14 protein-coding genes are annotated in these 13,890 nt (G+C 55.2%); 9 read left to right on the forward strand and 5 right to left on the reverse strand.

All coding sequences use genetic code 11. The features are described 5' to 3' along the window. Positions 1-39: 39 nt before the first annotated feature. Both VGH19_23880 and VGH19_23885 read right to left on the reverse strand, forming a co-directional pair. Entirely contained in the window at positions 40-399 is a 360-nt protein-coding gene (locus tag VGH19_23880) for a hypothetical protein (protein HEY1174426.1), read from the reverse strand. 110 nt (positions 400-509) lie between these two features. Beyond that, the gene (locus VGH19_23885) at positions 510-1,790 is read right to left on the reverse strand and encodes an NAD(P)/FAD-dependent oxidoreductase (protein HEY1174427.1); all 1,281 of its coding nucleotides are present in this window, start codon (positions 1,788-1,790) and stop codon (positions 510-512) included. Positions 1,791-1,893: 103 nt separating this feature from the next. On the opposite strand from VGH19_23885, the gene VGH19_23890 reads away from it, so the two are divergent. Next, a complete protein-coding gene (locus VGH19_23890; protein ID HEY1174428.1) occupies positions 1,894-2,796 on the forward strand; it encodes a LysR substrate-binding domain-containing protein in 903 nt (300 codons plus the stop codon). Positions 2,797-2,883: 87 nt separating this feature from the next. Here the strand turns inward: VGH19_23890 and recG are convergent, their stop codons facing one another. Continuing rightward, on the reverse strand, positions 2,884-4,854 hold the full coding sequence (recG, locus tag VGH19_23895) for an ATP-dependent DNA helicase RecG (GenBank protein HEY1174429.1): 1,971 nt from the start codon (positions 4,852-4,854) through the stop codon (positions 2,884-2,886). 212 nt (positions 4,855-5,066) lie between these two features. On the opposite strand from recG, the gene VGH19_23900 reads away from it, so the two are divergent. Next, complete coding sequence (locus VGH19_23900) at positions 5,067-6,140, forward strand: Gfo/Idh/MocA family oxidoreductase (GenBank protein ID HEY1174430.1); 1,074 nt, start codon at positions 5,067-5,069, stop codon at positions 6,138-6,140. A gap of 10 nt (positions 6,141-6,150) precedes the next feature. After that, the gene (locus VGH19_23905; GenBank protein HEY1174431.1) at positions 6,151-6,861 is read left to right on the forward strand and encodes an SDR family NAD(P)-dependent oxidoreductase; all 711 of its coding nucleotides are present in this window, start codon (positions 6,151-6,153) and stop codon (positions 6,859-6,861) included. 145 nt (positions 6,862-7,006) lie between these two features. On the opposite strand, the gene VGH19_23910 is transcribed toward VGH19_23905, so the two are convergent. After that, positions 7,007-7,699, reverse strand: coding sequence for an MOSC domain-containing protein (locus VGH19_23910; protein HEY1174432.1), 693 nt, complete (start codon positions 7,697-7,699; stop codon positions 7,007-7,009). A 156-nt stretch (positions 7,700-7,855) separates the two neighbouring features. Here VGH19_23910 and VGH19_23915 point away from each other — a divergent pair, with 156 nt between their 5' ends. Continuing rightward, positions 7,856-8,164 (forward strand): molecular chaperone DnaJ, encoded by a 309-nt coding sequence (locus VGH19_23915; GenBank protein HEY1174433.1) that lies wholly within the window; start codon positions 7,856-7,858, stop codon positions 8,162-8,164. 200 nt (positions 8,165-8,364) lie between these two features. Here the strand turns inward: VGH19_23915 and rtcR are convergent, their stop codons facing one another. Beyond that, a complete protein-coding gene (gene rtcR / locus VGH19_23920) occupies positions 8,365-9,966 on the reverse strand; it encodes an RNA repair transcriptional activator RtcR (GenBank protein ID HEY1174434.1) in 1,602 nt (533 codons plus the stop codon). Between the two features lie 262 nt (positions 9,967-10,228). On the opposite strand from rtcR, the gene VGH19_23925 reads away from it, so the two are divergent. The 5 genes from VGH19_23925 (at position 10,229) to VGH19_23945 (ending at position 13,881) form a co-directional block, all read left to right on the forward strand. Beyond that, entirely contained in the window at positions 10,229-10,603 is a 375-nt protein-coding gene (locus tag VGH19_23925; GenBank protein HEY1174435.1) for a DUF6331 family protein, read from the forward strand. Between the two features lie 3 nt (positions 10,604-10,606). Beyond that, a complete protein-coding gene (locus VGH19_23930; GenBank protein ID HEY1174436.1) occupies positions 10,607-11,023 on the forward strand; it encodes a hypothetical protein in 417 nt (138 codons plus the stop codon). 345 nt (positions 11,024-11,368) lie between these two features. After that, complete coding sequence (locus VGH19_23935; GenBank protein ID HEY1174437.1) at positions 11,369-12,034, forward strand: hypothetical protein; 666 nt, start codon at positions 11,369-11,371, stop codon at positions 12,032-12,034. A 36-nt stretch (positions 12,035-12,070) separates the two neighbouring features. After that, on the forward strand, positions 12,071-13,180 hold the full coding sequence (locus VGH19_23940) for a hypothetical protein (GenBank protein ID HEY1174438.1): 1,110 nt from the start codon (positions 12,071-12,073) through the stop codon (positions 13,178-13,180). Between the two features lie 2 nt (positions 13,181-13,182). Beyond that, positions 13,183-13,881 (forward strand): hypothetical protein, encoded by a 699-nt coding sequence (locus VGH19_23945; protein ID HEY1174439.1) that lies wholly within the window; start codon positions 13,183-13,185, stop codon positions 13,879-13,881. The last annotated feature ends 9 nt before the right edge of the window (positions 13,882-13,890 follow it).

Raw genomic sequence — 13,890 nt, forward strand, 5'->3', positions numbered from 1 at the left:
ATGAAAGGAAATTCTGCTGCCTGCCGAGAGGTTCAGCCGCTATTTGGGAACGACCTTCACTGCGCCGGTAGCCGCGTCATAGCTGAACTTCATGTTATATGGCGGAGTGGGCAGAGCCTTCATGGTGCCGCTGGAGACGAGTTCTTCCAAATCCTTGGGGTTACGGCCTTTTTCCACCTGGAACATGGAGATAGCGGAGCTGAGGGAAGCGGTATCGACACCGGCTTCGGCGCTCTTTTTACCTTTGGCCACGGTGCTGAGATAATCCGTCGGGGCATTGAGCGGGTTTTCGCCGACCTTTTCCGGTGGTTTGGCTGCAGGCGCTGATTCAGAGGCTGGCTTGTCACAGCCAGCAATGATGCTCGCTCCCAGCAACAGAACTAATACGGATTTCTTCATGAGGGGAGGCTAGCAGGCACCCGGGTGTAGGCAAGCCGCAACCGACTCACGGGGAATCGTTAGAGTGCATGGAAAATCCCTCTCACCATGTGGCAAGAGGGATTTGAAAATCAGGCGCTGACCGGTTCGGCAGCTTTCAACGGCTCGCCATAGGGCAAATCATCGGGCAGCGGGATGAACTCACGGATGTGATTCCAGAGTTCGGTGAAGTCTTTATTCACATCGCCGGAAAGGCAGTCAGTGATCTGGCCGGCGGCCTCGGGATATTTCTTGATGACTTCGCGGAAACTGAACTTCGGATCATAGAAGGCGTAAACGAGCTTGCGCATGTTCTCCACGCCGATGCGCATGGTGGTGCCGTATTCGGTGAAGCGTTCCGGGGAGAAATCTTTATCCACGATGCATTTGTGCACGATCTCGCCGGACATCACGCCACTCTTCAAGGCAAGCATGACGCCACTGCTGAATACGGGATCGAGGAAGGCGAAAGCATCACCGACAAGCAGAAGGCCAGGAGCAGCGCAATATTTCGAGTGGCGGGAGTATTCGCTGGTGACGAAATAATCGCCCACTTGCTGGCCGACGGCGAGGTGGTTCTTCACCCATTGATTCTCATTGATCTCGCGATCGAAGATACTCTTGGGGTCGCGCACGCCATCGCGCGTGAGATACTTGCCTTCCGCCACGATGCCGATGCTGACCATGTCATTGTGTTGAGGAATGTGCCAGAACCAGCCCTTGTCCGGCACATAGGCAACGGTCGTAGCGCCCTCATCCATGCCTTCGCCACGCTGTGAACCTTTGTAATAGGTCCACACAGCAATCTTGTTCAGGTAAGGATCGTTCATGCGCCACCCGCGACGGTTCGAGGTGAAGGCTTCCTTGCCTGTGCAATCTAAAGTGATGGGAGCGTGGACTTGGTAGGTCTTGCCATCCTTCGTGGTGGCCTCCACGCCGATGACGCGTTCGCCATCCATGAGCAATTGCTTTACCGAAGTTTCTTCGCGGACCACGGCGCCTTTCGCGCGTGCGTTGTTGAGCAGCAATTCATCGAACTCGGAGCGCAGCACCTGCCAAGTCTGGGCGATAGTCTCTTTATCGTAACGCGTGTGGAAATAGAAGGGCAGGGAGCGTTTGCCTTCCGGTTGCACGAAGGTGACGCTGTACTTCTTCACGAAGTGCGAGTTCTTCATGGTCGGGATGAGCCCGAGACGTTCCAGCGGCTGGAAGGTGAAAGGGATGAGCGATTCGCCGATGTGATAGCGGGGGAATTTCTCGCGCTCGAGCACGAGGACTTTGTGGCCGTATTCCGCAAGGATGGCAGCAGAACTGGAACCGGCAGGACCGCCACCGATGATGATGGCATCAAATTGTTCAGCGTTGTTTGACATACGTGTGCGCTTAATGAGTGGTTACACAATAGTTGATTTTCGTGGTAACGGAAATAAAAGCTCGCTATCATCGTTATAACGGGCTGTTATCACTGGTAAATCTATGGACCTGCGGCATCTGCGATATTTTCAGGCAGTGGCGGAGGAGTTGAATTACTCCCGGGCGGCGCGTCGTCTGCGGGTGGCGCAACCAGCGCTCAGCCGGGCGGTGAAGGAGATCGAGGCGGAGCTGGGGGCACTGCTGTTTGAGCGGACGCGGCATTATGTGAAGCTCACACCGGCGGGGATCGTTTTATTGCGCGAGGCGGGTTTGTTGCTGGAGCGGTGGGAGGATTCATTGCGTCGCGTGAGGCGCACGGCGGCGGGTGAGGAAGGGGAATTGCGGCTAGGCTACATTGGGCCACCGACGCAGCCATTCTTGGGGAGATTGCTGGCGGAATATCGGAAGCGGTATCCGCTGGTATCAATTCATTTGGAAGAGCGGACGCCAGAGCGGGTTTGGGAGATGGTGGCGAAAGGGCGGCTCTCCGTGGCGCTGACGCGTCCGGTGATGGCGCATGAATCGCTAGGGCTGAGGACAGTATTGCTGCGGAAGGAGCGGATGGGTGTGGTAGTGAGGACGGATCATCCGCTGGCGAAGAAGAAGAGTTTGCCATGGAGTGCGTTGGCACAGTTGCCTTTGATCGTGTTGGCGCGTCGAGAGGGCATGAGTCTGCATGATGCGGTGCTGGCGGGATGTCGGCAGGCTGGGATCACACCGAGGTTTGCGCAGACTCCGAGTTTGATTGGGACAGTGTTGAGTTATGCAGAGGCGGGAGCGGGGGTAGCCGTTGTGCCGGATTCGGTGCTGACATCGGAATCTTCGCTGACGTTCATACCGCTGACGCCGGTGCATCATGTGGAATTAGTCTTAGTGTGGCAGGTGGATGATGATCCGCCGCCAGCGCAGAGGTTTAGGGAGCTTCTCATTGAATGGGAAAAAAAGGAAAAGCTGTGGGCGGAATAAGATTTCTTAGCCACAGAGGGAACACAGAATCACACAGATATGGAAAAGTTGTTAGAGCCTCCTCATCCCGCATGCGGGACTGCTACGTTACTTGGAGTTTAGCCTTTGAGTGGCGAGGCGGCGGGCTTCTTCGACCAAAGGTAGGTCTTGGACGAGGTTGGCGAATTTGAAGGGGGGCAGGCCGCTTTGGGCGCGGCCAAGGAGATCGCCGGGGCCGCGCAATTCGAGATCGGCTTCGGCGATGCGGAAGCCATCGGTGGTTTCTTCCATCACCTTCATGCGTTGGCGGGCTTCATCGGTTTTCAAGCGGGCGAGCAAGATGCAGTGCGAATCATGTTCGCCACGGCCAATGCGGCCGCGTAATTGATGCAGTTGGGCGAGACCGAATTGCTCGGCGTTTTCAATGACCATGACAGTCGCGTTCGGCACATCCACGCCGACTTCGATCACGCTGGTGGCGACGAGGCATTGTAGCTTGTTATCGCGGAAAGCGGTCATCACGCGGTCTTTTTCCTCGGAAGAAACACGTCCGTGGAGCAGTCCGGTTTTGAAAGGGGCTAGTGAGAGGGCGAGTTTGTTGAACTCGCCTTTCACAGCTTTGACATCTTTGTCCGTGTCATCTTCTTCCACGCGAGGATAGACGATGTAGGCCTGACGGCCTTCACCCAGTTTCTCCATGATGAAGGCGAGGACTTGTTTGAGCTTATCCGGCGTGCGGACGTAGGTGCGGATGCGGCCACGATTGCCGGGCAGCTTATCGATGACGGAGACATCCAGATCACCGTAAAGCGTGAGGCCCAAGGTGCGCGGGATGGGCGTGGCGGTCATGACAAGGAGGTGAGGGTATTCACCTTTGCGCACAAGGGATTCGCGCTGGGAGACGCCGAATTTGTGCTGCTCATCGATGACGACAAGGCCGACCATCTTCAAGCGAAACGCTTCCTGCACAAGTGCGTGTGTGCCGATGACGAGGCAGGGGCGATCGTGGGAGAAATAGGTTTTGCGGCTGCCAGATTGGAACTCTACCGGGATATCCAACGGCTCGAACCAGCGCTTAAAATTGCGGTAGTGTTGCTCGGCAAGAATCTCGGTGGGTGCCATGAGCAGAACGGTGTAGCCGCTCTCAAGTGTCATCAGCGCGGCGCAGGCGGCCACGGCGGTTTTGCCTGCGCCGACATCACCTTGCAGCAGGCGACGCATGGGGTGTTCGCCGCCGAGGTCGTGACGGATCTCGCGGAGGACTTTCGTCTGGCCGTCGGTGAGCTTGAAGCCGAGCTTGGCGAGGAACGGTTTGATGAAACGGTTATCGCCGGAGCAGGGCATGGCGGTGGCGCTCAGTTCCAAACGGCGACGGCGACTCTGTATCTCTTGCTGCAGCGCGATGAGTTCGTTCAGTGCGAGCCGTTTGCGCGCGATGTCAGTATCCTCACGTTCTTCAGGGAAATGAAGCATGTGCAGGGCGTTGCTGAACTCGGGGTAACCAGCAGAGACGGCCTCAGGATAGGGTTCCTTGAGGAGCGATTCGTACTGCTCCATCGTACGCCAGACGAGGGAGCGCAGCCAGCGTTGCGGCAGGCCTTCGGTGAGCGGGTAGATGGGGACGATGCGGTTCAGATGAATGGAAACTTCTTCGCCAGGCTCGATCACTTCTGTCTCGGGATGATCCATGGTGCGGGGCTTGAGCGAGTTCGGCTTGCCGTAGATCATCACGTCATCGCCGGTGCGGAAGTAATTCTCCATGTAAGGGAGATTCCACCAGCGGCAATGCAGGCGGGCGGAGCCGTCATCCACGACGATTTCGAAAACGGATTTGCGGCCTTTCGCAAAGGTATTCAAGCCCATGGCGACGATCTGGCCGCGAACGGTGGCGGCACTATCGAGCGTGAGATCGAAGATGGAGAGGAAGTGGCGGCGGTCTTCGTAACGGCGCGGTCGGTGGAAGAGCAGGTCCTCGACGCTGAATATCTCCAGCCGGTGCAATTGGGCCGCACGCTCCCGGCCGACCCCCCAGAGGTCTTTGACCAAGGATTTCAGATTGAGCACTGGCGCGTCCGGCATGGGAGAGGTTTAGCGGGTTAGGCAAGAGAGACCAAGAGGGAAAGAGGAGGAAGATTTGCCAAACCATTGAGTTGTGTCGGGTGCGTTGGACTGCCGGCTGGAATCCGGCAGCACGAGATTTATGCTTCGTCGACAGGGGGAATGCGGGGATGCGCGTGCTTGCCAATTTTGTGCGCGGCTCCATACTGCGCCGCATTCGTTTTGATTGATCCATGAGCACATTGAATTTTGCCATCATCGGCACGGGCGGCATCACGCTGCAAAACCATCTTCCAGGTCTCGCGCTTTGCAAGGATGTCAAGGTCACGGCGCTGTGTGACGCGAATCCGGCCACGCTGGAGACGGCGCGGCAACAGACAGGGGCGCCTCTGGCGACTTCCAATTGGGAAGACATCGTGAAGCGGGATGATATCCATGCGATCATCATCGCGACGCCGAATGTGTTTCATCCGCCGGTGGCCATTGCGGCGGCGAAGTCGGGCAAGCATATCCTGTGCGAGAAGCCGCTGGCTTTGACGGCAGCGGATGCAGCGCTCATGGCGGCGGAAGCGGACAAGGCGAATGTGCGGCACATGACGGCGTTCACGTATCGCTTCGTTCCGGCGATGCGTTACTTGCATCACTTGATTCAGCAGGGTGATCTCGGCACGCCGTATCATTATCGTTCTTGCCGGTTGCAGGATTGGGGCACGCGCAATGTGGGCTGGCGTCAGCAGAAGCGCATGGCGGGCACGGGTGAGATCGGTGACATGCTTAGTCATCGCATTGATTTCGCGCATCATCTTATCGGGCCGATGAAGCGTCTCGTGGCGAATCTTATGACGATGACGCCGATGCGTGGCGGTCAGCCGAATGATACGGATGATTTCGTGTCCATCCTCTCGGAGTTCAAGAATGGCGCATCGGGTGTGCTGGAAAGCTCCAAGCTGGCGAGCGGTGTGAATGAGAGCTGGCGCAGTCCAGACCGCGTGGAATTGAACGGCAGCGAGGCGAGCTTCAGCTTTACGACGGGCACTTGGAATGAGTTGCAGTATGGCAAGGTCGGCGGACCGGGGCTGAAGACTATCACCATCCCGAAGGAGTTCTTCGTGTTGCCAGGCAGTCCGCGTGATCCAGGGGTGGGTGATCCGCTGGTGAGCTTCCGTTATGATCAGGCGGTGGAGTTTGTGAACGCCATCCGTGAGCAGCGCCAATGTAATGTGAGCTTCCATGACGGTGCCCGCGCGCAGACGGTGATGGATGCGGCGGTGAAGTCTTCGGAAATCAAACAGTGGATTGATCTCTAAAAATTTGTTTATGGCTAAAACAGCAGTTGTGACTGGTGCCGGAAGCGGCGTGGGACAGGCCGTGGCGATCAAGTTCGCCAAGGAAGGCTGGAATGTGGCGTTGATCGGTCGTCGTGCCGATGCGCTGAAGGAAACGCTGGAGAAGGCGGGCGATGCGCGCAAGCGGATGCTCACTTGCCCGTGCGATATCGGTGATGAGGCTGCGGTGAAGAAGATGGCGTCCAAGGTGCTCGACACGTTGGGTGCGGCGGAAGTCATCGTTAATGCGGCGGGGACGAATACGGCGAAGCGGCGCATGAACGAGCTGGCGACGGAGGATTATCATATGATCATGAATGCGAATCTGCATGGTTCGTATTACGTGGCGCAGGCGTTCTTGCCGAAGATGCGCGAGCAGAAGTCCGGCACGATCGTGAACGTAATTTCCGAGGCAGGCCGTTTGGCGAATCCGAAGGCGGGTCCGGCGTATATCGTTTCCAAGTTCGGTCAGTCGGGTTTGACGCAGGCGATCAATGTGGAGGAACGGCAGAATGGTATTCGTGCGTGCTCGATTTTCCCGGGTGATATTAATACGCCGTTGCTGGATCGGCGTCCGGTGCCGCCGCCGATGGAGGCGCGGGTGAACATGCTGCAGCCAGAGGATCTGGCGGATACGGTCTGGCTGGTGGCGAATCTGCCGGGACGAGCGGTGATCGAGGAGATTTTGATCCGGCCGAAGTGAGGTTTTTAAAACCGCGGAATGAGCGGAAGACACGGAAAACGGCGTGCTGGGAACGGCATGCCGTTTTTGTTTTTGAGCGCCTGCTTATGATCTTACGCGAACAGGATTCTGCGAGGCTAACGCCGAGCTGGAGCTCGGCGCTCCGTTAGTTGCCGTGGCGGGCGCTTGTGTCCGCTGCTTTACCGGAATTGGCGCGGTGGCTGAGGGAGCGTTGCCAGCTGGCGGAGAGGAGGGGGCAGTCGGCGAGTTTGGCGGCGGCTTCGAAATCTTCCGGGCGGTGGTGCATGATCTGGTTGGCGGCTTCGATGGTCCACTGGGGGAAGGGGTGCTCGATGAGTCTGAGCTCGTCATCGGCTTTCACAAGGCCTTCTTGTAGCACGCGGAAGTACCAGCCGGTTTTGCCGGTTTGCTCTACTTGCAGGGCGAGGTCTTTGATGTGCCACTTAATGGCGAGCTTCCAGCAGGGTTGGCGCGGTTGGGAGACTTGGACGATGGCATCACCGAGGGTGAAGGTGTCGCCGATGCAGATGTCGGTTTCGAGCAGGCCAGAAGTGGTGAAGTTTTCACCGAAAGCGCCGTTGGTGAGGGCGGGGATGTTCAGTTTATCGCGCCAGTATGGATAGTGCTCGATGGGGTAGACGTTCACAGCTTTATCCACGCCGCCGTGGTTCACGAGGTCGGCCTGACCATCGCCGTCGAGATTCGTGAAGCGCAGGTGGACAGGGGCGTTCACGGTTTCTTTGAAGATGCCGGTGATCCAGGTTTTCAGGCCGCCGGAGAAGTTCGGGCTTTCGAGTGTCTTGGGCGGGCCGACTTGGATGGAGAGGAGCTTTTTCACAACGACGCTTGATAGTGCGCGTGCGGAGGGACAAATTCAACCCGTTACAAGCGAAGACGCGTGATTCGTCGAGAGCGTCTGTCCTGCCGGCTGGAATCCGGCAGCACGGTGATTCGTGCTACGTCGGCCTACATATCGAACTAGAGTTTTATTATTATGTCAGAGGTGATCAATCGGCATCGCGCCATGGTGGAGAAGTTTCCGGGGAATGAGATGGCGCGGTTCAGTCTGGGCAAAGCGTTGTTCGATGCAGGGCTGTTTGCTGAGGCAAAGGAGCAGCTTGTGGTGGCGTTGCAGAAGAAGCCGGACTGGATGGTGGTGCAGATATTGATCGGGAAATGCGATTTGCAGGCGGGTGATAGGGTGGCGGCGAAGCAGGCGTTTGAGCGGGCGTTGCAGTTGGCGATTGAGCAGAATCATGAGGGGCCTAGGGAAGAGATGGAGCAGGTGTTGAGGGAGATGTGATTTTTCTTAGCCACGGATTTTCACGGATGGAACACAGATGGGGGGAATGCGGTTGTAGGAGATTAATTACGTTTGGTTTGTTCTCACCCCTCACCCCGGCCCTCTCCCCATTGAAGGGAGAGGGAGAACATTTTTCGCATTTGATGTTATTGTGAAGTTGCTGGTTTGCGGATGTTGCTGCGACTCGGAGAGTCGCGCTGCTAGGCTTGTTTCACTTTTTCCCAGTCGAGGTGGAAGCGGGCGAGGTATTTGCGCAGGCGGTCGGCGTCGTTGGTGATTTTGCGTTGGGTGCGGGTGATGTTGAAGAGTTGGCGACCGGCTTCGCTGAGGGTGTGGGATTTTTGGCAGATGGTGATGACGTGATTGAGTTGCGCGCGGTCGAAGGAGTCGATCTGCGAGATTTCTTTTTCACTTAGCACGGAGGCGAGGGCGGCGGTTTCGTCGCTGGATTCGATAGGGTCTTGCCAGGCGTGGCGGAGGCGGGTGAGTTCGGCTTCGAGGATTTCCAGAGAGATGCGGCCGCTGGGGGCAAGGGTGGCCATGCGGGTGATGCTGGCGTTGAGGTCGCGGAAGTTGCCAGACCAGGTGGCTTCACTAGAGCGGGCGAATTCGAGGAAGTGTTCGCGGACTTCCTTGCTCATGGTCACACGGCGGCTGTTCTTGGCGGCGTAACGGTCGAGTTCGTAATCGAGGTTCGGCTCGATGTCTTCGCGGCGGTCGCGGAGGCCGGGGAGTTGGTAGGTCCAGAGGTTGATGCGGGCGAGGAGGTCATCGCGGAAGGTGCCTTCACGGACGCGGATGGCGAGGTCGCGATTGGTGCCGGCGATGAGTTGGAAATCGCTGGTGACTTCTTTATCCGCGCCAAAGGGGGTGAAGCGTTTTTCTTCGAGGGCGCGGAGGAGCATGGCTTGTTCATCGGTGCCGAGTTCGCCGATTTCATCGAGGAAGAGGAGGCCACCATCGGCTGAGCGCAGGAGGCCGGGGCGATCTTTCAAGGCACCAGTGAAGGAGCCTTTCACGTGCCCGAAAAGAGTGCTCATGGCGGAATCACCACGGAGGGTGGCGCAGTTCACTTCTACGAACGCGCCGCTGAGCGTGTGACGCAGTTTCTTCAGTTCATAGATGCGCTTGGCGAGTTGGGATTTACCGGCACCGGTCGGACCCATGAGAAGGATGGGATCGCGGGAGGCGATGGCGACGTGCTCAATCTGTTCGATGAGGGCGTTGAAGCGTTTGTTGCGGGTCTCAATGCCGGATTTCAGGAAGGTGCGGGCTTCGGTGACTTCGCGTTCGAAACGGGAGGCGAGCTTGTCGTATTGAGACAGGTCGAGGTCGATGATGCGATAGGTGCCTTCGGGAGATTTGCGCGCGTCCTTGGGCGAAGCTTGGATGAGGCGGCCGGGAAAGTGGCGTGATTCCGTGAGGAGGAAGAGACCGATCTGCTGGATGTGCGTACCGGTGGTGATGTGGATGTAGTAATCTTCCTGATCCGGCTCGAAGCCGTAGATTTTCGTGAAGTCGTAAAGAGAGGCGTAAACTTCTTCGAGATCCCAAGGGTCTTTGATGGGTTGCTCGTGCAGATAGGTCTTGGTGTTTTCTGAGACGCGGCGGATATCGGCAGAGACGCAGCCGGCGATATCCTTGTGCTCGGGCTGATGGATGAGTTCGCAGCGGGAGAATTTCAGATCGGCTTGTTGGTGCAAGGACACGGTGGGGCGCCACTTGTTCCATCGCTCCTGGTGAAAGCCGGAATCGAGATGGCTGCCGACGATGCCGATGAGAACTTTGTCCCTCTTGCTCATAGCGGATAAGCTAGTAAGATAGCTAATGGGATACAATTATGAATTATGAGGTTTGAGGTGTTAATTTTGAAATCGGAAGCTTAACAGGCTGATTTGGAATGGGTTACCTGTTTGTAATCATGGTGGAAAATGGGCTGGCACGGAAGGTGACATAGGGAATGTAGAATGAGGAAGGCAGAATGAAGAGACTGGGGAAAGCATCGAACATCGAGAGAGAAATGGCCGCAAAGAGGCGCAGAAGACGCAAGATAGGGTAAAGATTATGAATGCAAATGATACCAAATTGATTTTGACGCCGTTGCTTTGGGAGTTCATGCACGCGCATGAAGGGTATTGTGTGGCGGGCTGCTGCGGGGCGGATGCATTCGTGATCAAGGCGGAAGGAATGAAGCACTGGGTGCGGACGCATGGGAACGAGGTATGCGAGCAGGTCTTGAAAGAGCTGGGCGAACTGATCCATTCGGTTTCGGAGATAAAGAACGGAAAAATCGTCTCTGAGTGGGAGCAGATCAACGCAGTTTGGGAGCCGGAAGAGTGTGTCAACTGGCTGCGGTCTTGGGAAACGGAACTGAAACTGGTCCTGCAAATGAGCCCGGAAGAACTGGCGTGGACGGACCCTAATTTTTACGGAGGTTGAGTTATGTGCAAGGTGCTTTATCTGGCTGCAGACGCGGAAATGCCGGGGGTGAATAGTAAAAGCCCGGCGTTCATGGCGTTACCGGTCAAGAATGTGAAGCCTACTTTGAAGCAGCATTTCACGCAGCCGAATGTGGCTTATATCGCCACAGCCGGGTGTGCATGTGGTTTCTTCTGGTCGGATTGCGGGTTGGAAGATGCGACCAGAGAGAATGATCCTGAAGCGTTCGAGAGCACTCAGGTGCTGATCGATTATCTTTCGGAGCTTCTGCTGAACTGTGAGGTAGTCGAGGCGTTTGGTTGTTGGGATCAGGAATGGGATAAGCCGGTGGATAAGGAAGTTGTCTTTTCGATGAAGGATGTGCGAAGGGATGGAATGGTGGTGATTCCGGAGCAGACGCGGGTGAGGTTTGTGAGGTGAGGGAGTGAAGAGGTTAGAGCCTCCTTATCCCGCATGCGGAACTGCTTCGATTATAAAGGGGAAAGGTTTTCAACCGAATGGGGTCAAGCGAATGGCCGGTTGCACCGGCGGGCAATGATGGGAAACATCGAACATCAAGAGGGGGATAGGGTGGTGTGGAGCGGGCTGTAGGCGATTTGATGCTGGCTTTGCTCAGGTGAGTTGCAGCGGCTCGGAGAGCCGCGCTCCGGGGAGAAGTTAGAGCCTCCTTACGTCGGCTGCTACGGAGGAGGGGAGACTGGACAGGCGGTGGCGCCTGTCCCACTACGGGGCGAGGACGAAGGACGATTACGAGGTTGGATATTTATGAAGCGCGAAGAATTGGAAAAGGTGATGAGTTTGCAGAAGCGGGCTTATGGCTTGTTGATGTGGGTGAACCAGGCGGCGCGTGCCAATCCGGCGATGTTCTCAGCGGAGTCGGTGGAACAGATACGCACGGCAGAGGGTTGTGCGGAGTGGATCAATCATCATCTGAATTCATTGCCGAGGGAGTTTTGGCCGGAGCCAGCGGAGTTGGTGCCGTATGCGCGGCTGTTTTCGTCGTTCTTTGCGACGTCGTTTCGAGTGGGTGAAGTCGGGCGGCGGGATAGCATGCGGGTAGAGACGGGCTTGGTGACGGGGGCGAAGAAGATCAATGATCGCAGGCACAAGAAGCATTTGGAGCGGCGTCAGAAAGAGGCGGCGTTGGAATTGAAGCGTGCGGCACTTTCGGCTTTGGCTGAAGAGGCGGGTGCGGTGGTGACGGTGGCTGAGTTGGATGCGATGATCGCTTCGGCGGAACTCGGAGCGAAGGTGACGTTGTGGACGTATGCGTGTGAATTGAAGCGTCGCACGGAATATGTCTCGCAAGGGACGGCGGTGCATGAGTTGTGGCTGGAGCTGGATGAGAAGACGCGGAAACGGATGGATGGGGAGATGGTGTGGAAGGTGCGGGACGAATTAGTGGCGTGCTTTCAGAAGGAGAAGGTATGAAACTGACAATGGTGCAGGAAATGCGAAAGGATGATTATGTCTGGTAAAAGCCAAATCGAACAGATGCACGTCTTTGGAATTTTACCTAACTTGGTTTTGCGTGAGCCATTTGAATGTGAATGGGTTGCGCTTTTGCCTGGGTCTGATGAACGGATGCAAGCGATTGCTAAGAAGGACAAAACAGTTCATCGGTTGCTAAATGGTTTCCATGATCAAGATGGTGGAAAGTGCGAGGTGACAGCTTTGGTGGTTCAGAAGGATGCGCCAGCAGGCGTTGATTTTACCGCCTTAATGAGTTTTAGGAACCTCTTTGCAATGTCGTGTGTTTTGAAAGGGTGGCAATCCTCTTTGGGGCAGTTGAATGTTTTTTATCCACTATATTCTGATTACTTTGATTTCTATCCATTCAGGCCTGTAGGTGATGGTGTTCATATTCAACACCGAGGAGCAGCATTGAATTCATGGAATTCAGCAAAAGAATTTCGTGCTCAAAGAAGTGCTGATTTGCCTTCGTTCGGACACTGCCTAAGAGCAGATCCGGACGAGGTATTATGTGATTATCTGGTGTCAGCATGGAAAGAGCAGTTCATAGGAGGTGAAGGGAAATGGGAGTCTTTATTTCGTTCACTCGCTGTGGCTTATCACGCTGCTGGATTGCCGAAAAAGAACCTAATGTGGCACTATGACTTCGGTGTAAGCATTGCACTGTGGATTAGCGCCTTTGAAACGCTTTGTCATAATGGAGGTTCAAAAGATGTTGGATCGAGCGATCTTCTGGAATTATTAGCTTCGACGAGATTCAGCAAGAAAGCTTTGAGGGCAGGGTTCGAAATTAAGGTTAAAAAGGAACCGCGATCAGTTAATGCTGTGCAATATTTGTGCTGGAAATTGTATGGGGCAAGAAACCGATTCCTTCACGGAAATCCCTTTCCAGAGGAGTCTCTCTTTCTTGAAACTCGAAATGGGTCTGTCGGGTTGAACCAAGCACCGCCACTTGTGTACAAGGCTGCATTGCTTAACAAGTTCCAGCATTTTCTGAAATCAGAAGAACAGGAGGGGGAGGTGGCGATCGTAATGTCTAGGCTGTTTGAGAAGCGCGCGTTTAGTGAAGCCATATCATTTCTAGTAGAGGGGAAAAGAGATTAAGCATGAATATGACCAAAGAAAAGTTGCCGACTTTCGGATATGGCACGAATGGCGATGAGTTCAAGCCTCTTGCCGAAGTGTTGCTGTCTGATGTGCGGCAAACATATTGGGTGAAAATTCGTGCTGATGGGTCTACGCATGGGCTACAGTTGGAAGATTTTCATCAGCAAATGTCCGATCTGAACTTGAATCCTGACGTTCCAGAAGATGTTTGCACTGGCTTTGATACTGCTCGCAACCTCTATCTTTACTCCTGGTTTGCCTACAGATTTCAGACTGTGGCAGAACTTCAGGCATGCGCGACGCTTGAGCTTGCGTTGGGAAAACGCATTGAGTCTGAGTGTACGAAGAAAGTTAAAAATTTGGGACCGCGGCTTCTGTTTGCTTTCGAGAAAGGATGGTTGAAGTCTGATCAAATCCGAGTTTACCAGAGAAGTTCTGAAAATCGGAAAAGACATACCTCTCTGTTCGATGAAGTTTTGCAGCAAGATAACGAATTGCAAACCTCAACCCCTGCATGGGAAGAGGAAAAACATGCTGCTGAGTATCTCGAAAAACTGATCGAAGCAATCCCTTCGCTGCGAAATGTAGTAGCGCATGGTAATCCGATGTTGCATGGCGGATCGGTAACGGTGTTGGAGATTTGCTGTGATTTGATAAATCAGCTTTTTCCTCAAAAGATTGAATCGCAAGGCAAGTAATCACAACGG

This window comes from Verrucomicrobiia bacterium, from assembly GCA_036405135.1.
In the GTDB taxonomy this organism is placed as follows: Bacteria; Verrucomicrobiota; Verrucomicrobiia; order Limisphaerales; family JAEYXS01; genus JAEYXS01.